At 45.5% G+C, this 26556-nt stretch carries 18 protein-coding genes; 5 read left to right on the top strand and 13 right to left on the bottom strand.

The features are described from left to right. The first annotated feature begins 175 nt into the window (after positions 1–175). Complete coding sequence (locus tag LZG74_RS02260; protein ID WP_233795024.1) at positions 176–490, top strand: helix-turn-helix domain-containing protein; 315 nt, start codon at positions 176–178, stop codon at positions 488–490. 111 nt (positions 491–601) lie between these two features. On the opposite strand, the gene LZG74_RS02255 is transcribed toward LZG74_RS02260, so the two are convergent. Then, entirely contained in the window at positions 602–1183 is a 582-nt protein-coding gene (locus tag LZG74_RS02255) for a Crp/Fnr family transcriptional regulator (protein ID WP_233795023.1), read from the bottom strand. A gap of 137 nt (positions 1184–1320) precedes the next feature. On the opposite strand from LZG74_RS02255, the gene LZG74_RS02250 reads away from it, so the two are divergent. Then, positions 1321–2388: an SDR family oxidoreductase gene (locus LZG74_RS02250; RefSeq protein ID WP_233795022.1), complete on the top strand. Its 1068-nt coding sequence runs from the start codon at positions 1321–1323 to the stop codon at positions 2386–2388. A gap of 95 nt (positions 2389–2483) precedes the next feature. On the opposite strand, the gene LZG74_RS02245 is transcribed toward LZG74_RS02250, so the two are convergent. The 4 genes from LZG74_RS02245 to LZG74_RS02230 form a co-directional block, all read right to left on the bottom strand. Continuing rightward, positions 2484–3308, bottom strand: a complete 825-nt coding sequence (locus LZG74_RS02245) for an alpha/beta fold hydrolase (protein WP_233795021.1) — start codon at positions 3306–3308, stop codon at positions 2484–2486. A 97-nt stretch (positions 3309–3405) separates the two neighbouring features. Beyond that, complete coding sequence (locus tag LZG74_RS02240; protein ID WP_233795020.1) at positions 3406–5058, bottom strand: NAD(P)/FAD-dependent oxidoreductase; 1653 nt, start codon at positions 5056–5058, stop codon at positions 3406–3408. Positions 5059–5219: 161 nt separating this feature from the next. Then, positions 5220–6005 (bottom strand): AraC family transcriptional regulator, encoded by a 786-nt coding sequence (locus LZG74_RS02235; RefSeq protein ID WP_233795019.1) that lies wholly within the window; start codon positions 6003–6005, stop codon positions 5220–5222. Positions 6006–6038: 33 nt separating this feature from the next. Beyond that, on the bottom strand, positions 6039–6995 hold the full coding sequence (locus LZG74_RS02230) for an aldehyde reductase (RefSeq protein WP_233795018.1): 957 nt from the start codon (positions 6993–6995) through the stop codon (positions 6039–6041). A gap of 141 nt (positions 6996–7136) precedes the next feature. On the opposite strand from LZG74_RS02230, the gene LZG74_RS02225 reads away from it, so the two are divergent. Beyond that, the gene (locus LZG74_RS02225; protein ID WP_233795017.1) at positions 7137–8027 is read left to right on the top strand and encodes an alpha/beta hydrolase; all 891 of its coding nucleotides are present in this window, start codon (positions 7137–7139) and stop codon (positions 8025–8027) included. Positions 8028–8188: 161 nt separating this feature from the next. Here the strand turns inward: LZG74_RS02225 and LZG74_RS02220 are convergent, their stop codons facing one another. The 7 genes from LZG74_RS02220 to LZG74_RS02190 all read right to left on the bottom strand — a co-directional run bounded on the left by LZG74_RS02220 (position 8189) and on the right by LZG74_RS02190 (position 23467). Next, positions 8189–10330: a hypothetical protein gene (locus LZG74_RS02220; RefSeq protein WP_233795016.1), complete on the bottom strand. Its 2142-nt coding sequence runs from the start codon at positions 10328–10330 to the stop codon at positions 8189–8191. 168 nt (positions 10331–10498) lie between these two features. Further along, positions 10499–13333 carry a hypothetical protein gene (locus tag LZG74_RS02215; RefSeq protein WP_233795015.1) on the bottom strand — a complete coding sequence of 945 codons (2835 nt, stop codon included), beginning with the start codon at positions 13331–13333 and terminating at the stop codon, positions 10499–10501. Positions 13334–13355: 22 nt separating this feature from the next. After that, positions 13356–15980: a glycoside hydrolase domain-containing protein gene (locus tag LZG74_RS02210; RefSeq protein ID WP_233795014.1), complete on the bottom strand. Its 2625-nt coding sequence runs from the start codon at positions 15978–15980 to the stop codon at positions 13356–13358. A 120-nt stretch (positions 15981–16100) separates the two neighbouring features. Further along, the gene (locus LZG74_RS02205; RefSeq protein ID WP_233795013.1) at positions 16101–17846 is read right to left on the bottom strand and encodes a RagB/SusD family nutrient uptake outer membrane protein; all 1746 of its coding nucleotides are present in this window, start codon (positions 17844–17846) and stop codon (positions 16101–16103) included. A gap of 32 nt (positions 17847–17878) precedes the next feature. Beyond that, positions 17879–21337, bottom strand: a complete 3459-nt coding sequence (locus LZG74_RS02200) for a TonB-dependent receptor (protein ID WP_233795012.1) — start codon at positions 21335–21337, stop codon at positions 17879–17881. 273 nt (positions 21338–21610) lie between these two features. Next, a complete protein-coding gene (locus LZG74_RS02195; RefSeq protein ID WP_233795011.1) occupies positions 21611–22804 on the bottom strand; it encodes a FecR family protein in 1194 nt (397 codons plus the stop codon). Positions 22805–22885: 81 nt separating this feature from the next. Then, a complete protein-coding gene (locus LZG74_RS02190; protein ID WP_233795010.1) occupies positions 22886–23467 on the bottom strand; it encodes an RNA polymerase sigma-70 factor in 582 nt (193 codons plus the stop codon). A 200-nt stretch (positions 23468–23667) separates the two neighbouring features. Between LZG74_RS02190 and LZG74_RS02185 the strand changes: the two genes are divergently transcribed. Further along, positions 23668–24135, top strand: a complete 468-nt coding sequence (locus LZG74_RS02185; RefSeq protein ID WP_233795009.1) for a response regulator — start codon at positions 23668–23670, stop codon at positions 24133–24135. A gap of 595 nt (positions 24136–24730) precedes the next feature. Then, the gene (locus tag LZG74_RS02180) at positions 24731–26011 is read left to right on the top strand and encodes a condensation domain-containing protein (protein WP_233795008.1); all 1281 of its coding nucleotides are present in this window, start codon (positions 24731–24733) and stop codon (positions 26009–26011) included. A 62-nt stretch (positions 26012–26073) separates the two neighbouring features. On the opposite strand, the gene LZG74_RS02175 is transcribed toward LZG74_RS02180, so the two are convergent. Beyond that, the gene (locus LZG74_RS02175; RefSeq protein ID WP_233795007.1) at positions 26074–26463 is read right to left on the bottom strand and encodes a helix-turn-helix domain-containing protein; all 390 of its coding nucleotides are present in this window, start codon (positions 26461–26463) and stop codon (positions 26074–26076) included. Positions 26464–26556: the final 93 nt, after the last annotated feature.

Raw genomic sequence — 26556 nt, 5'->3', positions numbered from 1 at the left:
GTTTCTTTTTAACGAAACTTTATATACATTTGCCGTCTTAAACACACTAAACATTGGTAGTAGCCACGCATGGATTTATAAAAAAGAGAAGTAAAGTCCCGGAAAATGAAATTGAAAAGGCAATCAACATTAGGCTCAAATATTTTTCGGCCCAAGCATCAGAACAAAAGAAAAAATGAAAACACATACATTGGATGAGGTCCAGGATAGACTTCTTGGGAAAATCGGGACACCGGATCGTGACAGATTTGAATTTGAACTTCAATTAGACCTGATTGGCAAGGCAATAAAGGAAACCCGAAAAGAAAGAAAGCTGACGCAGGAAGAGCTGGGAAAACTAATCGGCGTGCAAAAAGCACAAATTTCGAGGCTTGAAAGCAATGCAAGCAATGTGACAATGGACACATTATTGCGGGTATTTACTGCTCTGAAAGCCAAGGTAAAGCTGCAAGTTGAGTTACCAAACCTCAAAATAAGTATCGGAGAATAAGTGCCAATGACGGCCAGGCGCAATGCGGTCGTTTAGGAATTTTTGAAGCGTTTCTCCTTTTATGCCTGTTTTTAGGTTCAAGGTTGTTGGCGTAAGGTTTTCTTTAATAGGTTATCTCCGCTGAGCCAAATTCTTCTTAATCCTGCTCAGCGTTTCCGGGGCGATGCCCAGGTAGGAGGCGATCAGGTTTTGGGGGACGCGTTCGATCATTTTGGGGTTTGACTCTGCCAGTTTTACGTATTTTTCTTCGGCCGAATGCGTGATGGAGCTCATCAACCGCCGCTCCTTGGTGACGATGCTGTTTTGGTATAGGATGCGGAAATAGCGGTCCATGACCGGGACGGCTAGCGTTAGCGCTTCATAATTTTCCCGGGAGATCAGCAGCAACTCCGAATCTTCAATGGCATCAATGTTGAATACGGCCGGCTCGCCCGACAAAAAGCTGTTGAAATCGGATAACCACCACCCTTCCCACCCAAAAACGCTCATGTGTTCGTCACCCTTGTCATCCACATTGTAAGTCCTTAGCAGTCCTTTCGCTATAAAAGTCAGATGCTTGCAAACATCGCCTTCCTGCAATAAATACTGGCGTTTTCTCAGTTTTTTGGGAATAAAAAAGGTCTCGATGGCCTCCTTATCAAGGTCCGAAAGCGAAACCTTTTCCTGAATGTGCTGAAAAAGTACTTCAATCATAGCTAATCACATTTACACCGGCAAAGATAGGAATGCTTGATTTAGATCAACTGCATTACTTGATGCAGGTCAATGGGCATCGCCTTGGCGTGCGGTAATTTTGTAACATTAAATCAAGTGTTGAAAATCCCAAGCAAATGACAAATATTGCACTAGTAGTAGGCGCAACCGGCATCACCGGAAGTAACCTCGCAGAAAAACTGATTGAAAAAGGCTGGATCACTTATGGCCTTTCCCGTCATTCGAACACAGAAATTGCAGGCTTAAAACCTATCGCCGCTGACTTGCTTAATCCGGCTGATCTGACAGTGAATCTGGCGAATGTGACGCCTACCCACGTTTTCTTTACAAGCTGGATGCGCAATGATACGGAGGCCGTAAATATCCGCGTCAACAGCGCAATGGTCCGGAACTTACTAGACAGCCTTTCTGCACGAAAGTCGGTCCGGCATGTTGCGCTGGTAACGGGGCTTAAACATTACCTGGGACCGTTTGAAGCATATGCAAAGGCAGGCACATTGCCCGAAACACCCGTCCGGGAAGAGCACCCCAGGCTCGATCTGGAAAACTTTTACTATGCCCAGGAAGATGAAGTTTATGCTGGCGCTGAGCGTGATGGTTTTACCTGGAGCATTCACAGACCGCATTCTGTGGTGGGCAAAGCAGTTGGTAATCTTATGAATATGGGCACCACGCTGGCCATTTACGCAAGCATTTGTAAAGAGACCGGCAGGCCTTTTCAATTTCCCGGCTCAGCCGAGCAATGGAACGGGTTATCCGATGTCACAGATGCAAAACTGCTGGCTGAACACATGATCTGGGCTGCCACCACGGAAGCGGCTCACAATGAAGCATTTAATGTTGCGAATGGCGACCTCTTCCGCTGGAAATGGCTTTGGAAACAAATAGCAGACTGGTTTGGCGTTGAGTCAGCCGGATTTGGCGGGCAAATTCGCCCTTTGGAACAAGAAATGGCAAACGACGCCCCGGCCTGGCAGCAGATTGCTTCCAAATACAATTTGAAAGAACCCGATATTAATCGTCTAGCCTCCGCCTGGCATACGGATCTCGATTTGGGCCGCCCTTTGGAGGTTATGACGGACATGTCCAAAAGCCGCAAACTCGGTTTTACGGGTTATCAGGACACGCGCGACTCGTTTTTTGATTTGTTCAAAAGGCTGAGATCGGAAAATTTGATCCCGTAATAGCTGAAATATATTGCTACCAAACCAGAATGGCCGGGCGGAAAAATTCCCACCCGGCCATTCTAATGCTCCTGACGACGATAAAGCGCCAGTTACTAGTATTCCTGAATGAATGCCAGGATATCCTTATTGATTGTTTCGGCTTCCGTAGTCGGCATTCCGTGTGGAAAACCTGGGTAGGTGATCAGTTTGCCATTTTTCAACATTTTAGCTGCCTTCAATGCAGTGATCTCATAAGGCACGATCTGATCGTCTTCCCCATGCAGCACCAATACCGGGACATCAACGCTTTGCAGATCTTCGGTAAAATCAGTTGCAGAAAATGCCTTTATACATTCATAATGGGCAAGAATGCTACCCATCATGCCCTGACGCCACCAGTTGTCACGAATGCCCTGCTTTTCAACAGCGCCTTCGCGGTTGTAACCGTAAAATGCCTCCGAAAAGTCTTTAAAATACTGCGGTCTTTGCGTAGCGGTCATCTCGCGGATCTCATCAAAAACTTCCATCGGCACACCATCCGGATTAGTTTCGGATTGCACCATAAGCGGCGTTACAGCACTCACCAGCACCGCTTTTGCCACCCTGCCATGGCCATGTTTGTTCACATAGCGTATCACTTCACCGCCACCTGTCGAGTGACCGACATGTATGGCATCTTTAAGGTCCAGATGGGCAACCAGTTCGGCTACATCCGCAGCGTAAGTATCCATTTCATGACCTTCAAAAGTTTGGGAAGAACGTCCGTGTCCGCGACGATCGTGAGCTATGACGCGGAAGCCTTTTTGAAGAAAAAACATCATCTGATTATCCCAGTCATCGCCGGAAAGTGGCCATCCGTGGTGAAATACGATAGGTTGCCCGGTGCCCCAATCTTTGTAAAACATTGTTGCCCCATCTCTTAGCTGCAAAGTGCTCATGATTTTGTTTTTTGAGAGTGAAAATTGACGCGACAATAACGTAACATTCGGATCACTTTTCAAGCAACGAGCGTGAATGTTGTGTTAATTTGGTTTATTAGACTACTTTCACCTTCCTTCTCGTATTCATCTTCGTTTTGATCCACTCAGGATAATGTGTTGCATCCTCGGCTGCATACACGTGAAGTTGCTGGGACGGATCTGGTTTCAGCAGTGCTGCCTGGGATGTGCCGAGGATCTTTGCGGCTGTTTGCACACCCGAATAACTTGCTCCCGCAACGCCGTTGGCCAGAATGCTGGCGCCGCACAAATACAGATTTTCGATCTCACTTTGCGCTTTAAAAGCAAATGCACCAATCTGCCAGAAACTTTTTTCGGTGCCATACACACAGCCGTCCGTGGAACCAATGTAATGCTTGTTGGTAAGCGGAGTGCCCATTTCTTTCTGGACAATGCTTTGGCTGATCCCCGGCAGAACTTTTTCTAGGCTTTTGATCATTTTCATGCTCAACCGCTCTTTAAAATCCAGATATGCCTGCGAATGTATGCCGGTTTCGCCGTCAAACTGGCTGAAAGCATGATTGTTAATGAGCGTAATCACCTCAAGCGTATGGTGAATGCCGTCAAAACTTGTCGGATCTTTTAATGTGCTTGAACTGATAAAAAGTGCTGGAAAGGCGTTTTCTGAGGCAATATCTGCATCTTCATCCTGACCATACGATTCTTCCGCCGCTTCATCAGGCACCAGCCAGACATTTCCTGAGTCCAAACCCGCTTTGCGGAGATCCATATCAACCGTCAAAAACAGGATCAGCGAGGTGCAAGAATATTTAGTATTTTTTAATTGATTCAGAAGCTGCTTGCTGAGGTTTTGCTCGCCTATCAGACTTTTATAAGTCGTTCCCGGATCCGCATTGGAAATAACCCTTTTTGCATAAATAAGCGCACCGTTTTCAAGTTCGACACCCACCGCACGCTTCACTTTCTCACCTCGTATCAAAATGCGCTTCACCTTCTGCCCCGTCCTGCACTGGCCGCCGTGTTTTTTAATCACATTGGCCATCGCTTTGACGATCGCCGCACCGCCGCCCATCGGATAAAAGCCACCTTTTGCATAATGTGCCATCACCGCAGCATGGTAGGGAAAGCTGGCTTGGGCAGGCGGAAGGCCGTGGTTACCCCACTGGATATTCAATATTTTTTTCAAAAGCGAGTCCTTGATATGCCAGTCAATAACCCGTTTTACGCTGAATAAGCCATATTTTCCAAGATGTCGCGTACGCCAGGGAATGGTCAGGTGATCACGGAAACCATTCATTTCTGAAATCAGATCCAGCTGGCTGCTGACATTTTTAACCGCAGTCAGATACTTTTTAATCCCCTTTTTTTCCGCAGGAAATTGTGCAGAAAGTGTTTTGCAAAGTGCGTCGAAATGGGCTGGAATATTAACGCGCTTTTCGCCAATCCAGCAATGTTCATAGGCAGCCGGGTTCATTTCAAAAAAGGTGAGTTCATTGGCAATTCCCAAACCTTCGTACAACATTCGGGTGGACTGCCCCTCGCCCAGCTGACCTATATAATGTACCCCGGGAGAAAAACGCTGGCTGCCGATCCGGAAGCTGTGGCACCAGCCGCCGAGCACATTATGCTGTTCCAAAATGAGCACCGTTTGCCCCTCACGCAGCAGGCAAATCGCCGCCGAAAGCGCACCCATACCCGAGCCGATAATGACATTATCGAATTCATACATTAAATCCTGCGGTTCAGACGACACAATATGGGCTGGCTATTTAAGAAACTGGGAGTGATTGGAATGAATATAAAAATATTGTTCCCTGACAAATGCAGAAAAATGAATGTTATTAAATTTTAACTGAATCTATCGCCGCCTGCTTTGCGCCTAACCAGCCGCTATTGCATCACTTCTGACGGAGTCCTGCCGAATTCTTTTTTAAATACAAATGAAAAATGAGACAGGTCTTCAAAGCCAACTTCCAGATAGACTTCACTGGGTCTGTGTTTTTGCTGACTGATTTGAAAATAGGCTTCGTCGAGCCGTTTCTTTTTAAGCCAATTTCCGGGGTTTGTGCCGAAAACCTTTTGAAAATCCCTTTTAAATGAGGACAAGCTTCTGCCAGTAAGGAAGGCGAAACGTTCCAGGCTAATATTAAAGCGGAAGTTGCGGTTCATATATGCTTCGAGGTCAATCTTGGCAGGAATTGCGAAGTTGAAAAACACATTAGCCATCGCAGGATCAGACTTTAAAATGATCATCAGCAGCTCTTCGCGTTTTATATCCGCAAAAGTTTCGTCAATCTCCAAATCTCCGGAGTAGTAAGGTTCCAGCGACTGGATATAGTTTTTAATCAGTTTGTTATCTTGTATAAAAAGAAAAGAATCATTGTTGCTGTCAGCCTGGGCTTGAAGCGGATGCCGCTCCAAAAACTTCCTTAGGAATGGCTCGTCCAATGTGATGATGATCTTTTCAAATTCGTCCTTATCCTTATATTTTGTATAGCGCACCAAATGGTTTTTCCTGGCGATGCAGTAATCCCCGGGAACCATCTGATAATGCTTGTGACCGTCAAAAGCCTTTATTGAACCTTTCAGTAAATACAGAAAGAAATGTTCTGATATAAATTGCTCCGGCGAAATTTCCGGCCCCAAATGACAGGATTGCAGGTTATTAACTTTCACTTTTCACATTTGATTTTATGAATCCAAATTTACTCATTTATACAAACTGTCGACACTTTCCAGAATAGCGGATTGTCTGCTTTTCGGATCCCAACTTAATATTTCCACTGCTTTCCTGTTCGACATTTGAATATAAAATGCTTCATCCGTCTGCTGCATATCCGCAATATTCGCGGCCAGTTCAGGCCGTTCGGTTTTGATTAGTTGCGCCACATCGTAGACGCTCATTACGCCCTCAGATGTAGCCAGAAAGCGCTGTCCGTTTGCTTTGGGATGCAGCATTGCTTTTAAATGGATGTCGGCAACATCACGTACATCAACAACGCCGAATGTAAATGCCGGGCTTTCGGTCGTAGTGCCGCTGATGATCCCCTTCACGATCGTATCCAGCGAAGCCGACGAAATATCTCCCAAAACCGGCCCGAAAATCCCAACCGGATTGATAACAGTAAGCTCCATGCTACCACCTTCTGTTTTTATAAAATCCCACGCCGCTTTTTCTGCAATGGTTTTAGATTTAATGTATGCCATGATCGGCGCATGCTCATCCGTCCAGTCTGTTTCGGTGAATACGTGATCCTTTGCATTATTACTGTAACCAATGGCAGCAAACGACGAGGTAAGTACAACGCGCTTAACACCTGCATTGCTCGCTGCTTTCAAAACACGCAGCGCACCGTCACGAGCAGGAATGATGAGCTCGTTCTCATCTTTGGGCGCCTGGGCTGGAAATGGCGATGCAATGTGCAGCACATATTCGCAGTCCCTTACCGCTTCCTCCCAGCCTTCATCTGACGTTAACTCAGCCTGATAGAAAGAAAGATCAGTAAAATCGTCAATTCCGCCATCTTTCAATGCATCAATTATTTTGTCTTTTTTAGACAAAGAACGGAGCGTGGTTTTCACCTGATAACCTTGTTGTAACAGTTGCAAGATGGTATGGATGGCTACGAATCCGGTTCCGCCTGTAACTAATATGATACGTTTCATTTCGATTGGTTTTAAAAGTGAAATTTGATTTGGGTTGTTGCTTGGCGTGGCCGCGCCATTCATTTTCGGATTTTCAAGTCCTCATGTTGTCTTTGTTTTTCCAATACAAATTTCAGCAATCCCAGATCAGGCTGCTTTGTTGTGAAGTTCAATTTTTCTTTGTTGTGGGGGTCAATGGGACCCTTTCAATGGCTGACCAGTCTATTTTTAGTTGTCGCTTTTCAGGCACATTCTCAAAATATACAGGCGTATACACCTACATCAAGTGAGGTGTTGACGATTCACTCCAAGCTATTAAACGAAGACCGAAAGGTGTATGTGCATTGCCCTAAAGCAGACTCCGCGGATAGAAACAAACATTATCCAGTCATATACGTAATGGACGGCGATAATCATTTTGAATTGCTTGTTCAGTATGTCGATTATCTGAGTAGGCCCGACGTTTTGGCAATGCCGAAGACAATTGTCATTGGCATCCCAAATACAAAACGGACCAGAGACCTTACCCCAACCAACAGCATACTTAACTACGAGGGAAAACCAGACAGCAGTTCGTATACAGGCAGCGGCGGGAACGAGAAATTTTTACAATTCATCGAGAATGAATTGATCCCAATGATTGACAAAAATTATAAAACAACACCCTATAAAATATTTGCCGGGCATTCCTTTGGAGGCCTTTCAGCACTTAATTGTCTGCTGACTCATCCGGATCTGTTTGATGCGTATATTGCCGTAAGCCCATCTCTTTGGTGGGACAGGGAGTATATGTTGAAAATGACTGATGAAAAATTAAAAAGTGGCTCAGCCCTAGACAAAATATTTTTTTACAGTGACGGAAACGAAGGGGGGCCTAATTCGTTTTTCCATAAACATCTGTTGAAGCTGGATGCAACAATTGCTAAGAAAAAGCTAAAAGGATTCAATTATCTCTACAAACATTACCCCACTGAAACCCACATGACCGAACCCGTTGTGGCTTATTACGATGCCCTGCGTTTCATTTTTGAAGACTGGGAGAAGCGTCGCTAGGGACTATTACTTTCAAAAATCTTACAGCGAAATCTATTGCAACTTTTATTGCAACAAAAACAAAAAAGACCTAGCGGAATTTGCTAAGTCTTTCATTTCATGTGGTCACGTAGGGATTCGAACCTGCGCTATACCTAAGATATATTAACCTTTCGTGCAAGCTAATCTCGTTTAAGCATGCGATATGGTTTTCTATTTTTACCATCAAAGTCTGCTTTATATAGCTGCCAGCTATCAACGCTCAATTCTTCCAGGTGATATTGATTGACAGGATCGGCAAGTTCTTTTCTAAGCCAGCGTGGAAAAGCATTCGCAGCACGTGCGTTTTCCCATGTACGGATCGCTTTGAAAATAGCATCCTTTTGTGGGCAGCTTTCGACTTCTTTCTGATCAAGTTTTAAACTGTAAGTAGAGCCGATTCCTACTGAAATTGCTTGAATGTGCTCATATTCAGCGACAGTGGATTTTGCATTGATCGGGAAGTTTGCGCCCATTCCGACTGGAAAAAAGTTGGCGTAGGTTACATCTCTCAGGTCTTTCCCCTGGCTGGTGGCACTGCCCCATTCCCTGGTTTCAACGTCATAAAGATTTTTACCGCCCCCCACATTCCAAATGCTTTGATAGTGCCAGGAACCTTCTGACAAGGTAGATCCCGTGAAACGAATATAGGGGACTCCAAGCTCGTTGGCCCTCGTAAACATTTTACGAAAAAACCGCTTGACGGAATAATATCCGTGGCCGTTGTTAAACAGAAACTCCTGGCCGTCAAAATCATAGTATTGCAGCCCATTGACCTTACATACGTCGGCATAGTATTCGGCTATTTTGTCCTGTAATTGCATGTTGGGAATCAGTCCGTCGTAGCCATAGTTGATCGTCACCTGCAACTTGTAAATGGTATCTCCGGCTGCGTGACTGGATTCGGTGGTTTTCCAGTAGCCGCGTTTCACATTGAGCAGCCGGAATGGTGCCTCATCAGAAACCCCCATATAATAAATTAGCTCCTTGCCGATTTTGATCATATTCAGGTCTTTGGCGTGACCTTCCCAACTGGCTATTTCGTCCAGATATTTGGGATCATTGACAAGAATAATTGTATCTCCGGGTGCGATACTTTTGACAAGCAGGCGTTTTTGCTGGTAACACAAACTATCGCTCGGAACCGGGCTGGCGTCTTTGGTACCCGGTGCCAATGCGGTTGTAATCGGCGTCCGGCCAATGATCAATCCGGATTTGGCAGCCAGCTCGGAAAATTCTTTGTGCGACTTATCACCAGACGCCATTTTTAATGGTTTCTTTTCAAAGTTTTTCCCGTCCAGATAACCTTGATTTCCTCGGTCGGCCCTTACAAAACCCAGATCATACAAGCTGATTGCTTTAAAACCCAAATGCTGGGCATAGGGTACAATGCTATCATATACCCCGCCGACGGTCAGCGCGTCCGGCACAAATGCAGCCGGGTCTTTTACCCATTTTCCATTGATCGTAGGATAGGGGAGGCCTTCCGATAGCACAATGTTTTGCATCACGTCCAGCAAAGCCGTACTGTCCGGACTTCCCCAAAACGCAACCGAAGATCCGTGATAATCTACCCCAGGTAATGGCTGCACTTCCTGATGGTTTGGTTTGTTCACCGCCATATTTGGAATCAGCGAAAAGTAAACCTCCCGCTTCGGTGCCCGGTCCCTCGAACTGTACGCAATGGAAATTCTACCCTTGATGTCGATCTGGGCAGCATTGCCGTATAAAATCCGGTAATAAGGTTCTTTGTGCGCATAAAAGGCAACGTCATTGATTCCATCGCCTCCAATTGGAAAAATCTGACCTTCGTGCAGGTGTGAAGGGAGCGGAAACCGTTTTTTATCAGGACTATGGATGATATATTGGAAAGGCGCCGCGTCGGCTATGGTTTCGGAAGTGCCGCCGAGGGTGTTATCGTTCAACGCCAGCATACCGATCGCATAGTTGACGGCATCGCTGGTATCACGGGCTACGCCGATTATTTCGCCAAAAAGATTGGTGATATTGGTATGATACGCGCCCCACTGAACGTTGTCGATACCATTTCGGGGACTAAGCGATTCCAAAGTCAGTTTGAAATACTTCTTGTTAGAAACCAATGCTACGGTAGCGACCGAACCATTGGGATATTGCAGCGCGAAAGTGTTTTTTGACTTATTATATATTGCCTTCGTTGGTTGGTAATATTTCCCTTTTTTACTATCGTAGAGAGAAAGCAATGGCGATGGTTTGTCAGCCGGGCTAAATTCCCGCTGAGCTGTTTTCCCTGTTGCATTCTTCATACTCGTAATCCATCCCTTACTGTTGATATGGATTTTAAAATAGTCGGTAGTAAAGTCATGCTGGGCATAACAGTACGGAGCAACTATTAATATGAATAGATTTAAAGTAAGGGTTTTAAGGATCGAAAATCGCATGTCAGTCATCTCATGTAAATAAAAATAAACGCATTAAGGTGTCAGCAAAAACCATTTCTGGCTTTTGGCAGGAATCGACACTCTCAAAGTCATTTTGGTGCCGTTCAGTGCCATTTTTCTGGTTGGTCCATTATTTTCCGCAATACTAACCTGCTTTTGCAATCCCGTATAATAAAGGTCGACATCAATTTCCCTGGTGATAGGCTGGTCGAGCGGGTTATAAACCATGAGCAAACCCTTTTCTTTTCCAAGCGGGTCCACGTGCATGATCGCGTCATAATCCCTGCCGTCTGGCCTGCGGATATGGATAATGTCCGAGTCAAGTATTCTTCTGTGATTTTTGTAAAAGTCGACCCACTTTTTGACCATGGCTTTTGTTTGAGGGGCATCATACAATTGCGGGCCGCGGTAACAAGCCTGCACGCCCGCGCCAAACAAATTGGCTAGTCGTTGTTCGTAATGTGGCAGGTGTTCTTTGAGGGGTTCAATGGTTGCAGCTGCGCCGCCGCCGTGGTATTGCACAAGCGGAACAAACATCCAGCCCATCGACGGCGTTTTCTCCCAGGTACCGTCATAAATATTCTGACGTTCTATGATTTCCTGGAATTCGCGCGGAAGCGACCAGTTGGTTTCCCGGTAGCCCATAGCGCCTTTGGTACTGCCGTTCAAATAATACCAATCAGGCACATTCAGATAAATGCCTCTGCTTCTACACCAGCGGTAAAACTTCTGGATTTCGCCGAACTGTTTCCAGCGCGAATCTTCCAGCCCGCGGTGGCCGGGGTGCGTGGTGGAGGCACATACATCGCCGGGATAAGAGCCGTCATGTTCGAGCAGATCGTGCCCGGTTGTTTCGTAGAAATTGTATAGCTTTTTGAAATAATCCTTCCCCCATTCACTTTCCAGACAGGGAGAATTCCCGAATGCAGGTTTCTTTCCAGCTGGCATTACCACATCATCTTCTTTACTAATAGCCCGGCTCGCCAGCAGAGAATAGCCACCGAGCGCAATACCTTTCGATTTGGCATAATCCTTCAACTCCTTCATGCGCTGCAAGTTTTCAGGCGAAGTATTCTCGATATCAAACCCGCTGCCGAATGTCATGATCACCATTTCGAAACCTACCTCGGCACATTGATCGATCGCGGCTTTCACCGGCTGATCTTTTACGCTGCTTACATGCATGATCACCGGATTTTCGGTAACCCAGGGTGATATCGTGCGGTACATTTTCCTTTCGCTCATGCCTCTCCGTTCCCGGTTGTAACTATCATAAATCAGCTCCCAGAGCCGCATGCTTTCAAATGAAGCTCCGGCGGCAACTTCCTGGCCCATGCCCGTTTTCGGCATACATACCAGCAGCGAGGGCGTTTGCAACAGATAGTTAACCTGCGTCGTGTAGGTCGAATCTACCTTCCACTCCACACACGCATTTTGTGCGGCATTGGGCGACATAGAGCCGAATGCAAAATCACTTTCAGCAAATATGGGCGGCATTTCCCAGCGCTGTTTGTGTTCCACGGCACTTTCTGCCTCGGTCACGGCCAGGTGCTCGCTTTTAATATTATTGACAATAAATTCTGCTTTACCTTGATTCTCCACACTCACCCATTTGCTGATCATGGGCAGTCCGTCATACAACTCGTAGTGTACCGTCACTTTCAGGTTTTTGAGAAAGTCGAAATCAGTATCCGATCCTTTATTTTCTCCCAGTAAAAGCAGCTGTTCTATTTTGCCTCTTCCCACAACTCCTTCTGCGCCATTGCTTTTCACTTTACCGCCACGAGGATCGGTTTTTCCCAGCCGGATATGCGTCGGAAAGCTGCTGGTCGGCAATTCTGTAAGTATCTGGTAAGTTTTACCATCCTCTGACACCGAGCAGATCATCTTTTTTTCAGCCAGCAGTATTTTCAGAAAATAGGATCTACCAGTATCAAAACCTTCAAAATCCTGACTTTTACCATCGTGATAGACACGGAATCGCTTGTTACTCGCCGACAGATGAAATTTAGAAGATTTGTCGCCCTCAAACTGCAATGCAATGCCCGGACCGTACCCGCTGCTTTCATCTGTTCCCGAATTGAGCTTGCAGATGATCACTTTGGTTTGCGGCGGCAGCGCACGTTCTCCAAAAACCACCGCATTGGCCGGAGCGAGGATTTCCCCTGCTTTCCCTTCATTATTAAATGCATTGGCCAAGGTTTGGGACGAAACAATGTTCCAGTCCGGCGATAATTTGATAAAATCATCTTTTAGCAAAATCTCCCTTTTCGAATCCTGCGCATTTAGATTTTTAAAATTTCTGATTACGGCTTCGTCGGCTTTGTACGTGAATGCGACTTCTATTCCTTTGGGGGGCCAGGGCAATTGCTTCGACGACCATTCAGTACGGCGGTTCCATTCGAAACGTTCTTTGATCGGGGAGGACGTGTACGACATTAATTTCAAGCTATATGGGTCCGCCTTCATGCCCGGGATCCACTCTGGCAGCAGGTAATTCCCAATCGGCTGGCCGGTAAGTCCGCCCACATTGATCTCATGCCCGTTAACCCAGATCACGGCTTCCGGCGACACTGCTCTTACCAGTGCCTCATTGGTAGTCAGGTTGTCTAGTCCGATCGTTGCACCATTTGGATTCATGGTGAATGTTCTAGAAATCAGTCCGTTACTTAAAACCATGTAGCCTTCTTGGGTTTTATAAACAGCTGATTTCTGCGCATTACCGGTAATGAGCCAGTCTGTTTTGCTCCGCAATCTTTGCTTGTCATAAACAGGCAGGTTACCTATCTCAATTCGCTGTGCTTGCGCACCGACGAGATGACACGTGGCCATGATAAATGCCGCAATGGCAAGGATATTTTTTTTCATTTCAACCATTCTAGAAAGCCTGTCATTTATTTTCTGTTACTACAATCATGAACCCTTTGCCTCCGGGCACATTGACGGAACTCAGCGATTGCAGAGGTTGCTCGTCCTGGAAATCTTTTACAAATGGCATCGAGATCATGCATTTGGAAGCGTCGTAACCCAGCGCATTCCAGTCGATTAAAACCGATGTACTTTGCGCTTCTTTGTCCCAATTGGCAATAGCGATGACACTTTCATTTTTGCCCTTGAAAATAGAGCTAATAACGTGCTTATTATTTGTCTTAACCGGACAATCTTTGTCCCAGTAGCCGAGCAGTTCTTTGTCTTTAAAGTTGTGTTCATCCCAAAACTTCCATAGCTCGTCAGGCACATTGCCGGTCCATCCAGAGCGGTTGGTAATGCCGTAAACCATTCCACGCCACGGGTTACCTCCACCTTCCAGCATTTGTCCCGGCAACCCAAACGGAATGCCTGATACTTCCACCAGCCAATGATCCGGTGCGCGGTTGTAATCTCTTGCTTCTCCGATCCAGACCAGATCAAGATAGGGAAGTAGCTCCATGTAGAGATTCAGGCAGCTCGCAAATCCAGCCCAGCTATTGAAATGGTTCCAGCTATGCAGGTCGATCCGGCCTTCGGGGCGGTTTTGGTCGATGACTTTCCTGGCTCGCTGCAAGGTAAAGCGGTCGAGCGCGGCGTCGTCGATGTAGATACCATCAATCTTTAAGTTTTGAACCATCCAGTCGAGACCAGCGATGTAGAAATTGTTGAGCCTACTGTTGGGCGTGGTGATCACCGACAGATCAATCGATCCCTTGAATTTGCCTTCGCTCACCGGATTATACCATGCCGGAACATACTTTTCTCTCAGATTCCTGACCAGCCATTCATTTGGGCCTTTTGGATGTAATGCCTCCGTCCGGCTTGCATTGCCTGGTCCCGGAAAAAGTATTTCCCCGTCCAGGCTGTAAAAAGCCTGAAATTCTGGAATGTTCTTGGTAAGCTCGCGGGTTGTATAATACAGTTTAAGCCGCTTTTTATGGTCGTGGGCTTTGTCCGCCAGTGTTTTGAGTTCAGCTGTATTTTCGTCTAAATAAGGATAATTGATGAAAGGGTAAATGTCTTCTGCGTGGTGGATATTGATGATATTGGCACCTGCTTTTTCGGCTTTGTCCACCTTGCTGATCGCATTCGTGCCTCCTCCATGAAAGTAGCGGTCGCCATATTTTTTTTCATTGCTAATAGATTTAAATGGTGTTATCAGGATTTCAAAATCGTAATTCAGTACGCTTCCTGCGGACATTTCCCGGCTGCCGGAATAGGCGTTCACCAAAACTGAATTACCTTTTTCCTCCACATTCACACCTCCTTTATTTTCATTTCCCCACGACGGAGGAAGACGAAGGGGTTCGAATTTGTAGTAAATATTAACCAGCGGGAGCTTGTAATTTTCAGCTTTCCATTTCAAACGCAGCCCGCCATTTACCGCGCCCAGCCATAGCGCATCCTGATTTTTGGTCGTATCCCACTGCCACTTCCAGGAATCGGGTCGCAAGCCGCCTTCGCGATTCAGGCCCATCATATAGGTTGATTTTTCCTTAGTTACGGGCACTTCAAGACGGACATCTTTGATCTTTAATGGCTTCAATGCCTTCAACGAAACCTTATACTCCACAAATCCGTCGAAATTCAGGGTTCCTAGATAGGTCAGCTCACATTCTGCCGAGGAGTTCTTTACCTGCCAGCTGATATGTCCTTGTTTTTCCTCAATAAACTTTACAGGGCCTGGCGTTAGCCTGATGATCTCTCCATTTGCTTTTTCAATTACAAAACGAAATGCGCCGCCTGTGATAGGTTCGCCTTTTTCAGAGATACTTTGATTGGAGCTGGTAAAAAAAGTATTGATTTCCGCAGGCATGCCATCGTTCCCTATTACAAAGGATCTTCCCAGGATATGCAGGGTTTTGTCTTTTCGGGTCACGGGCTGGTAACCTTTTGTGATTTCTGCATCAATGCCGACAGTACTATTCAGCCAGTTCATGCGGGACAGCCCTTTACCCTCGTTATAGCCGTGATTTTCAACAGCATTCCCGTCAACCGCGAGCTGTATTTTCAGGGATTGCTTTTTACTATTAACTGAAACCGTAACGGTGCCATCATAAATTCCTTTGGCCACGCCGGTAAGATCCGTTCCGACCCATAATGCCTGCACCTTACCATTCGGAATACCGATCTTTTTAGAAAAAGGTTTGCCCGTGTAATCAATTCCGCCGGCATTGAAACAGCTCATCTGTCTGGAAGGGATAAGCTTTCCATCATTTCTTTTGAAATCTGAAAATTTGATTTCTAAGTTTTGAATGGCGCTGCTGCCAGCCCCAACTCCAATCTGGTACACAAAGTATTCGCCAGGCCTGGCTTTTAACTCCAAAGGGTTTCTGGTAAAATCGCTAGTTAACCAGGATATTTTCAGTGAATCGCTCCATTGGATAGGGTTTTCCCTGGTCTCTGCAAAAACATAATGAGACTGTTTTGCCAGCTTTTCGTACTTCTTTTTGGCGGTTTCAACAGCGATATATTGCTCGCCGCTGCCCTGCCCGGTTACTACAGCCGCTAAAAATAGCAGCATACTTAAAAGAATGTATTTCATTAAGGTTTAGGATTAATGATAGGCTACGCATTAATAAAAGAGTCCTCTCAGCGTATTCTCAGGTCAATGGAAGGAGCGCACCGAAGTGCGCTCCGGACTTATTGAGGGTTTAGGAATTTTCTATTGTAATGGGTCAAATGTGCCTCCCCAGCTTTTGTTCTGCTCTATTTTACTGCTGCGGTCAAGAATCGCTTTTGGAATACCGAAAAAAGAATATTTGTCTTCTTCAAGCATGACGATGGGCTGGTAATCCCGGACTTCTGTTATTGTGAATTTATTCGCGATGGTGTTGATGTCAACGAGACCTTTTGGCCGGTCTGCTGCCGTACCATTCCATTCAACTCTTAATCCATGAAAATATTTATCCTTGAAACTGTTGAATGTCGAAGTGTATACCCTCCATCTGCGCAGGTCCCAGAAGCGCTGTCCTTCGAAAGCAAATTCGACCAATCGCTCGTCCATAATCGCCTTTCTGATGTCAGGAAGTGTTGCTGCGGTAATGCCATAGTTTGCCTTGGCTCCCGGCTCTATGCCCGCCCGATTTCGGATTTTATACATCGCAGCCAGTGCTTCACTGGTTTTACCAATCTCGTTTGCCGCCTCTGCCATGTTCATGAGCACTTCTGCATACCGGATCTCGATCCAGTCAACCTGCCCGTCTTCGACGGTGGTTCGGGTAATGTTGCGGTCCAGCATTTTGGCGGGGTAAAAACTCGAATGTGAAAACAGGTTTTCGCTGTTATCTGCCCGGGCTTCTTTTCCATTAATCCCGGTAGCCGCGTTGCCATCTGCGTCATAGAAATATGTCCACATATTTTCCTTTCCAAACATTTCCGCCAGATAAGGTTCAGCGCCATTGTAAGCAATCGAAGCATAAAAACGTTTGTCCCTGTCTTTAAATAGCGTTTTGTAGTCCATTGTAGCCGGATTGTACTTCGATCCGTCTTTCATCGGATACGCATTGACCAGTTCGAGAGAAGGAACATTATCCCCCACAGCGCCGCGGGAGTAAAGTAACGGGCGCATGCCTGCTTGAGAATAGCCGTTTGAAAAACCGGGATACTGGAATCTTTTAACCATGATTACCTCTTTGTTCATCTCATTCGTCCACAGGTCTTTATAATTAGCGTAAAGTCCTTTTCCATTTGCATCCAGAAACGTGAGCGCATCTTTGCTTGCATTGTAAGCAGCGGTCCAGCGTGCAAGGTCATTCGAACGGTTGAATTGTGGGCTGGCCCAATACAGCAGAACGCGTCCTTTGAAAGACATTGCAGCGCCTTTATCAATCCGCCCGATCGTGCTGAGCGGTTCTACCAGCGGGATTGCTTCGTCCAGGTCTTTAACAATCTGGGCAATGCACTCGGAGGTTTTGCTTCTGGGAACAAAAATAGCCTCCTTGTTAGCCGGTGATTCAGGCTTTAAGATCAGCTCGACCCCTCCATAAGCCTTAACCATTCTGAAATAGGCGAATGCACGCCAAAACAGCGCTTCGCCTTTCAGTGATTTTTTAATGTTTTCATCGAAGGTTGCATTATCCACCTGGGCAAGGAAAATGTTGATTTTCCGGATGTTTTCGTAAGGGAAATCATTGTAAGTGTCAGCCGTGAGGGTGCCTTTCAGATAGTCACTCAGTCCTGCTGCATTCTCTCCGTTGATCACCATGGTTTCATCCGTAAGTCGCCCAACTGAAAACGAGGACGGCATAAAGTTGGCGTACATGTCATTCACATAAGCCTCAGCCACCTTGGGATTGGTGAGAACATCCTCGCTGCTGAGCGCTGCAAGGTTGGTCTTGTCCAAAGGATCGCAGCCGGCCAGCATCATCAAGGAAAACAAGCTCGACAAATATATATATGCTTTTTTCATATCTGTATTTCTATAAGAAAGTTGCAAACTGATTAAAATGAAAGGTTTACGCCCATCGTGTAGGTTTTCATCGTCGGATATGAATTCATATTGGCGACACTTGGGTCATGAAAATCATATTTTGAAAGCGTAAGCAGGTTGGCTCCGGATAAATAAAAACTGACTGCTGACATGCCGATCTTTTTAGTCAAAGTTTTGGGCAGGGAGTAGTTAAGGTTTATGTTCTGAAAGCGCAGGAAACTACCATTCTTCAGCCAAAAAGTGGATGGCAAATGGTCATTGGATGCGTCCCAGGTGACCGGCTGCGGATAGGCCGCATTTACATTTTCAGGCGACCATGAATCAAGCCAGAATGAAGGTGGTCTTGCGCCGTCGAAAAACCTTCTGCTATATCCATCGTCATACAGCTTCGAACCGCCTGTCACACCCTGCACAAATACGTCGATTCCGATACCCTTCCAGCTGGCCCTAAGGTTCAGTCCAAATGTGTACGGGTTAAGTGAATGCTTGCCTTTCAGGACCTGCCTGTCATAGTCATCGATCTTACCATCGGGAACTCCCTGTGCACCATTGACATCCTCAAAATTGATGATACCCAAAACCGCTGGCTTTCCATAAATTGTATAGCCGGATGGCAGAGCGTCCAATTGTTCGCTTGTCCGGATGATGCCAGAGGAGACGAGCATTCTGATGTAATCTGTCGGGCGTCCGTTCGGGTCATCCACATCCTGAGCATTCTGAGCCACATCCCTTACTTTCACCTTATTATTAGAATATGAGAAGCTCCCTTTAACCCCATACGTTACATCACCCGCATTCCCACTGTAGCCCAGCTCGATTTCGTAGCCGTGACCATCAACAATACCATAGTTTTCTGGCGGCATACTTCCTCCGAAAGAGTTAGGCAGCGAGGCGATCCGGGTATCGAGGATATCGTAATTATGTCTTTTGAAATATTCCCCCGAAAGTGAAAAACGGTCGAATATTTGTGCATCAAAACCTACATTAAGCTCACTGGTTTTCTCCCAGGTAAGTTTTTCGTTGACAATTCCATTGTAACCTACGCGCGGCTGCGGCGTGGTCCCAAACAGATAGTCGCCGCTCACCCCATAAGATTCGCTCCATTTCCAACCACCGACAGCATCGTTACCCGCCAAGCCCCATGAACCACGCAGTTTCAGGAATTCAATGTGTTTTACTTTGAAGAAGTTTTCTTTTGACAATACCCAGCCAGCCGAAACAGAAGGAAATAAACCCCAGCGGTACTCAGGTCCGAAAAGCATTGATCCATCACGCCGAGCGGTTACATTCAGGAAATATTTGTCGTCATAACTGTATATGGCCCGGCCGATATAGGATGCGCGGCCGGTTTCCGATTCGGTGCCGTCTACATAAGAGTCAGCCCTGGCCGATGATGTTGCCCATAACTGGTCGTTTTGTACAAGCGGGAAATTTTCTCTTACTCCGTAGAAATAATCGTATTTGCCTTCACTCTGCTCATAAACAGCGATTGCGTCGATATTATGCTTACCGAACTGTTTGGTAAAATTGGCGCTGAAGTTCAGCTGGTAATTGTTGGTTGCTTCCTGGGTTTTCACCAGTCTCTCTTTATTAGGATAAGAGGATTTTATGCTACCGGTAATCTCGTCTGTGAAAATGGCGCCATTGGTTCCCTTTTTCACAACATCATACAATGTTGTTTTCAGCTCATGAAGCTTCATGGTCCTGGCCTCATAATTCGGGCTGAACTTACCCGACACGGATAACCCTGGCACAAATGGAACATTGTAGGTTAATCCTAAGACCATTGCAATGTTTCGTTCTGTGCGCGTCACTGAGCCGCCTTCTTCAACAAAGGCTAATGGGTTGCCTATCCACCCCGGATTAATGAATTTGCCGTCTGAGGTTTTTGGCCCCGTGTTAGGCAGGTAATAAAGCAGCCTGCCCCACAAACTACCAAAAGTCGGATTTGTGTCAAAGCCATCCAGGTCTTCCTGCATGGCAAACCGCGTCTTTTTACCCTCATTGTAAGCTACATTAAACGTGCCCGTCAAGTTCTTGGTAAGATTTATATCGATATTGGAGCGGAAATTATACTTCTTAAAATCTGCATTTTTAATGAATGCCGACTGGTCAAAGTAAGAGCCAGCTACAAAGTACTTCACCTTATCACTTCCCCCACTCGCAGAAAGCGAATGTCTTTGTAATACAGGATCTATGTAAGCTTGTTTATACCATCCCCGTCCCGGATCATTATTTTCAAAGAAGGCAGCTTCTTCAGCATCATACGCAGGTGCAATGCCCCTGCTTGTCCGTGCGTAATTGTTGAGCCTGACCATATCGCGGGCATCCACGTAGCTGGGTATTTGGGAGGGGTTATCAATACTGTACGAATAATTATAATTGAGCTGAAACTTACCTGATGTGCCTCTTTTTGTGGTTACAAGCACCACTCCATTGGCAGCTCTTGCACCGTATATCGCCCCGGACGCCGCATCTTTCAGCACAGTAATATTTTCCACTTCGGAGTAATCCAGGGCGTCAAACATTCTTTTATCCATGATTACACCGTCAATCACATATAGCGGATCGTTCCCGGTCGTTTTCCAGGTGTTAATAGACCGTATCCGGATGGGCGGCGCATACCCCGGCGCGCCAGATGCCTGACTTACATACACCCCGCTTAATCTTCCCGCCAGCGAGCTGGACAGATTAGGTACGGGATTGTTTTTAACGTCATCGGATTTCATCGTAGCAATGGCTCCTGTAACGGAAGTTTTTTTCTGCGTACCGTAGCCCACCACGACTACTTCCTCGAGGGCTTTGTCGTCTTCCGCCAGCCTGATATCAAAAACAGTCCTTGCACCGACAGCAACTTCCTGGGACACGTATCCCACGTAACTGAAAACCAATCTTGCATTCTGATCTGGCACATCCAGCTGAAATTTCCCGTTCTCATCCGAGGTTGTCCCCAGTTGCGCGCCTTTCAGCAGGATGCTTACTCCCGGAAGGACTTCCCCAGCTAAATTCGTAATGGTGCCCCGCACTGCAATGTCCTTTTGCTGAGCACGGTTCAGCTTGTCTATGAGCATTCCCTGCATTCTTTTTTCCATATCCTGCTGGGCGCCCGGATAGGTACTTTCTGTGGGTGCCGAGAGATCCGGGGATAAGCTCGATTGAGGAGCAGGCAACTTTTCCTCTTTTCTCTTGATCACAATGGTTTTATCCACAACGCTATAAGTAAGCGGCTGATCCTTCAATACCTCGTCCATGATCTCCTTGACTGAGCTGCTCTGAAGAGACGCGGTTACGTTCCTTGCTTTTTTTACCACTCTGTTGTCATAAAAAAACTTATAACCACTTTGTTGTTCAATCCGGGTGAATACATTTGAGAGCGTTGCATTCTTAACAGAAAGGACAATTTTCTGGGAGACGCTGTCGGCTGATACATGAACACAAGCGATTGCTATTAAAAACGCTATCAGTTTCATTATCAAAATCGATTTAATAAAGTAACGGATGTTTATACACGTTACTTTCCTGTGTAAAAAAATTTGCATATTTTTGTTTGGGTTTGGATTGTAAAAATTGTTTTTCCATCAAAAAAGGGCAGTTCTCTCCTGATCCGCTTTGCGGCTGGGAGCATTCCGGACATCAACCGTTTCAGGTCAGATCTGAGACGGTTTTTTTGTTCCTGGAACTTCGTAGTTAGTTTCTCTTTTTTATTAATCCATAATGCGCAGGTTTAGGTTTGGTTCAGAGGGTTAGTTAGTCACTACTATTTTCTTATTTTCAATCCGGAAGTGCACATCGCCCAGTTCGAGTATCTGCAGTACCTTCGATAAATTGGTATTCCGTTCGATTTGACCTACAAACTCGTATTCTTTTATGGGTCCTTCATAAACTACCTCCATGTCATACCAGCGAGAAAGTTGCCTCATCAATTCTGGTAAGCCTACGTTGTTAAAGCGGAAATATCCTTCCTTCCATGCAATTACGGATTGAGTATCCACCTGTTTGACTTTAAATGACCCGGCAGCCACGTCAGTAGTTTTTCTCAGGTCTCGTGCTAACAAAGCCTGTTCTCCTGGCCTCAACAATACTCCTTGATTTCCCTTTCCTGTTAATTCCAGTTTTATACTTCCTTCCACTAAAGTTGTTTGAATGATAGCTTCGTCGGCATAGCTATTCACATTAAAGCGTGTGCCGAGCACCTTTACAACCTGCTCGCCCGCTTTCACTTTAAATGGCACGCGCTTTAAATTTCTGGTTACTTTGGCCACTTCAAAATATGCTTCGCCAGTAATTTCAACCACCCGTTCTGTTGTCGGGAAAACAGTAGGGAAATGTATAGACGAGGCAGCATTAAGCCAGACCCGTGTTCCGTCGGGCAGCTTTACCTGATATTGGCCTGCCTTTGGGGTAGAAATCGTATTGTAAGTCAGTTTCCATGCCCCGCCATCCGCTTCCTGCATATCAAATTCATATACAATTTCTCCCTGCTTTGTTTTGATCACCGCAGTTTGTCCCTGCTGGGCCAGTTTACCGTTGCCAGCTTCGTGCAGCATAATACTGTGTCCGTTTGACAATGTAAGCTTCGCTCTGTTATCCCCCGGCGCTGCATCCTGAGCCATGGCAACAGTTTTGATCTTGGGCGCATTTTTCTGTTTAATAAAAACATTCACGCCGATCGTAGCAACGATGGCAATGGAAGCGGCAACTGCAAGCCATTTTCTCAGAGGTTTAACCCGGCTGCTATAAGATGCTGTCTCATTCTTGTGTATCGGGAGAGATTCCCAAACCTGATCCAGGTGCTTCTCAATCTCATTGGTAGTAATGGTTACTGTTGAGGATTTTCCGTGAGCAGTATACCAGCTTTCCAGCAGCGCCATTTCCTGCTCGGTCAATGTCCCGTCCTTATATTTTTGAAATAACTCCTTAGCCAGAGATTCGTCCATTATACATGTTTTCTGCGTCTGTATATAAGACGGGCTGCGCAGATGGAAGTAGTAGACCAGCGCGAAAAAAATTTAACTTTTCTAAAGATCTTTCGAAATAAACATGAGAACGAAAGCTAGATCCAGCTTCTGCCTGAGAATGTGAAGGGCATTACTGACCTGTTTTTTTACTGTCTTGTCTGATATATGGAGCTCCTGAGCAATTTCCTTGTATGATAGGTCTGTATTTCTGCTCATTTCAAACACTTCACGCATTTTGGGAGGCAGGAGGGAAACTTCCTGCTCAATGAGTACGGTGAGTTCTTTTTCTCTAACCTGCTGGTCTGTAACACATTCACCTTGTTCAATAAATGCAGCCAGCGAACTAATGTACTTTTGCTCCACTTTCTTGTGGGAAATGACATCAAAGATACGATTTCGGAGCGCCTTGTATAAGTATGATGAAAAGGAGGTGTGCGGTTTGATTCCTTTCCTATTGGCCCAGAGTGTAGTGAAAAGCTCTTGCAAAATGTCCTTGGCCTCTTCCTGATCCCCCAGCATCCTGTGAGCATGCAAAAAGAGCACGCCTTTATAACGACGATAGATTTCGGCAAATGCCTGGTCATCGTCATTTGCTATGAGAGCTGCTAACTCGAGATCACTACTTAGGTAATAAGAAGCCATATCATTAGAAAGGCTAAAGATAACTTAAATATAATGCAAGAAATGGCGCATAATCGAAACCAATTGTTATTAGTTGACTTAACGATGCTTATGACGGCATTCAAATAAATTGAGTTAGACAAATTTTGATCAAGAGCATTTTTTTGAAACAATAAATGCTCCTATTATCTAGCATAATATCCTTATTCATTCTTGCAACAATGCCTGCAAACTATTACATCTTCGCACCAAGTGCAGCTATGCATCGAGATAATAAGCTTTTAGAGAATCAGGAAAATTTTCAAACAAAGACAAACAAACTCAAGCATTCTTGGGACTACCGCTTCTTGATCCGCGAGGCTGTTCGGGTTTCTGACTTGCAGTTGACTATTATTGAAGCACACACGGGATTAGATTTTATTAAAAAATCTCCTGTTAATCCTGAAAACACTATTGTGCTATTGGACATGAACATGCCTCAGATGGATGGAATTGAAACAATAAAGGCAGGAACAGCACAGGGGAAGCTCCATACTACCCCTGTCTTTATGATTTCAACATCTGATAATAAAAAACTTAGGAGCAATGCGCTTAAGAACGGAATTAAACGCTTTTACAGCAAGCCTGACTCTTTTAATGGATACCTGCGCATGATGAAAGACATTTGCAGATACTTTGATCATGTTTAGGCCTTATACTCCTTTCAAAATCTTATAGCCAAATCTATTGCAACTGTTATTGCAATAAAAACAAAAAAGACTTAGCAGAATTTGCTAAGTCTTTGATTATCTCGTGGTCACGTAGGGATTCGAACCTACGCTATAACCTATTGATTTTCAATGCCTAAATGTAGCTCAAAAGGGCTGCTCACCGACTGCTCACCTGATTTTGGGGTTGGTGCAATCGTAAGTCAAATATAAATATAATCAGCTTGCTGACAAGATATTAGGTCAAAAATCACATGAAAAGGTTCAGGGTTCGGGTCGTTTTGGGGTTCGCTTAAAGTTATTTTTTCGACCTATAAATATGCCTAACTCTTGTATTTGCCTATGATTTCTTGAATTATCCATCCGCGTGAACCTCGATACATATAAATTCCTGATCGAGGGCATTTTGGTCTTATTTGTTTGTTATCTCGCGAATGTAAGCGCAAACCGTAGATAGCGAAATGTGCATGACTACTCGAATTTTGTCCATTCTCTCCCGCATTTCAGTCTGCCAATTTTGCATTCAGTTTAAGGGAGGCGGTTCGATGCCGTCCCCGTCATCTTAACTCAATGTAAAATGAAAAGAAAACAGAATCGCACATTAGGTGCGTTCGAAAAAGCATTTTGGCTGCTCGACCAAATCGATTCCAAGGATTTCGCCCTGGCCGCAGACATCAAGGGAACCGAGCCTGTTGAAAAATGGCAGAATGCAATTAAGCAGGTGCAAAAACGCCATCCTAACCTTTCGGTAAGAATTGTGCTGGACGAATTGGCAAGACCCACATTGCGGCATGTTGAAAACATGACTATTCCGTTCCGGGTGGTGCATGTGGAGCAAGATTACCGCTGGGAACAGGAACTTGAAAAGGAGCTTTCCGAAAGGTTTGACACAGAAAATGGTCCGTTATTAAGGGTTGTTTTAGTTCAAAAACCGAACAGCACGGTTCTGATCGTGGCAGCAAACCATACCGTCTCAGACGGAACATCATTGAACTTTCTGGTTCGGGATATACTGCTCGCTGTGACTGGGAAAGAGCTTGCATTAATGTACCCGCAAGTGTCCAATGACGAAACACTCGATCTTCCAGGAGATCTGCCTGCTCAGACTGTCGAAAATGTGCTCGAACTGAAAATGAAGACAGATATCGTTAACCCATTGGTTTCGTCGCACCGCTTTTCCGAAAATTTAACGCAGAATATTCTTGAAAGAGCCCGACAGGAAAATACAACCGTTCATGGGGCAATCTGTGCGGCAGTGCTTATGGCTTCCAGGAAATTGCGTCCGGAATGGGATGAAACCAGAATGGAATTAGTCTCGCCGATTTGCACCAGAGGAGCGCTCGAATTGGATGATAATTTCGGCCTGAATATCACCACACAATCCGTGTTTTTCGAACACCAGAGACATTTATCTTTCTGGAATCTGGCAAGAATGGCGAAAGCTGGGCTTGACGGGACCAACTCACCTGAATATGTGACGGGCTATCTGTCGTTTTTCAGGGACATTGTCTTTGGTCACAATGATATGCAACTGATGATCGATGCATTGAAACAAGCATTCAACCATCATATTATGGTTACCAACCTGGTCAAAGTCAGATATAAAACTGATTTTGGAACATTAAAACTGGAATCGGTATATGGTCCGATGGTGCGGTCAGGGAAAGGAATGGAACAAACGATCGGCGCATTGACGACCAATGGATCGCTTGGATTGACCAACACGAGCGATAACCCGATTCCCGGTCTGCTTATGGAAATAGAGAAAATCCTGATAGAAGCTTGTCAGGGATGTGCTGATTCCAGCAATATCTCCGATGTCGAAGGCCGAACTACCAAATCGTGCTTTCTTGCTTAACTTAATAAATCCGAAACTGTCGTGGGGAGACTCACGGCGGTTTTTGTTTATATAAAAAATTACTACTCGTCATTGATAATATTCGAGTCAGCTTGCCTGGCAAATGTTCTTTCAATGAGCGACCGCAAACGCTGGTCATGCTGGTCGCCCCATTCGCCGATCGCGCCGATTACGGGAATCAATGATTTTCCAAAATCGGTGAGATAGTATTCGACTTTTGGCGGAACAACCGGGTAGATCACTTTGCCAATCAGCTCGTGGCTTTCCAATTCTTTCAATTGCACATTCAGGACGCGCCGGGATGCGCCGGGGATCTTTCTTTGCAGTTCGCTGGGACGTTGGAAGCCTTGGTTGATGAACCACAAAAGCCTCATTTTCCATTTGCCGTAAAGCACTTCTCCGATCAGGTCGAGCCCGCAGTTGAGGTCGGGCAATGTTTTTCTTTCGTACATGCTGCAAATATAACCATGTGCATTTGGCAGTTCAATAGGGATAAATTTATCCCTATCTGAATCGTAAGTCCCTACTTGTCAGCAATAAGCATT

It is taken from the genome of Dyadobacter sp. CY327 (assembly GCF_021390415.1).
In the GTDB taxonomy this organism is placed as follows: Bacteria; Bacteroidota; Bacteroidia; order Cytophagales; family Spirosomataceae; genus Dyadobacter; species Dyadobacter chenhuakuii.
The sequence above is the reverse complement of the archived record's forward strand: the minus strand, read 5'-3'. Positions and strand labels throughout refer to the sequence as shown.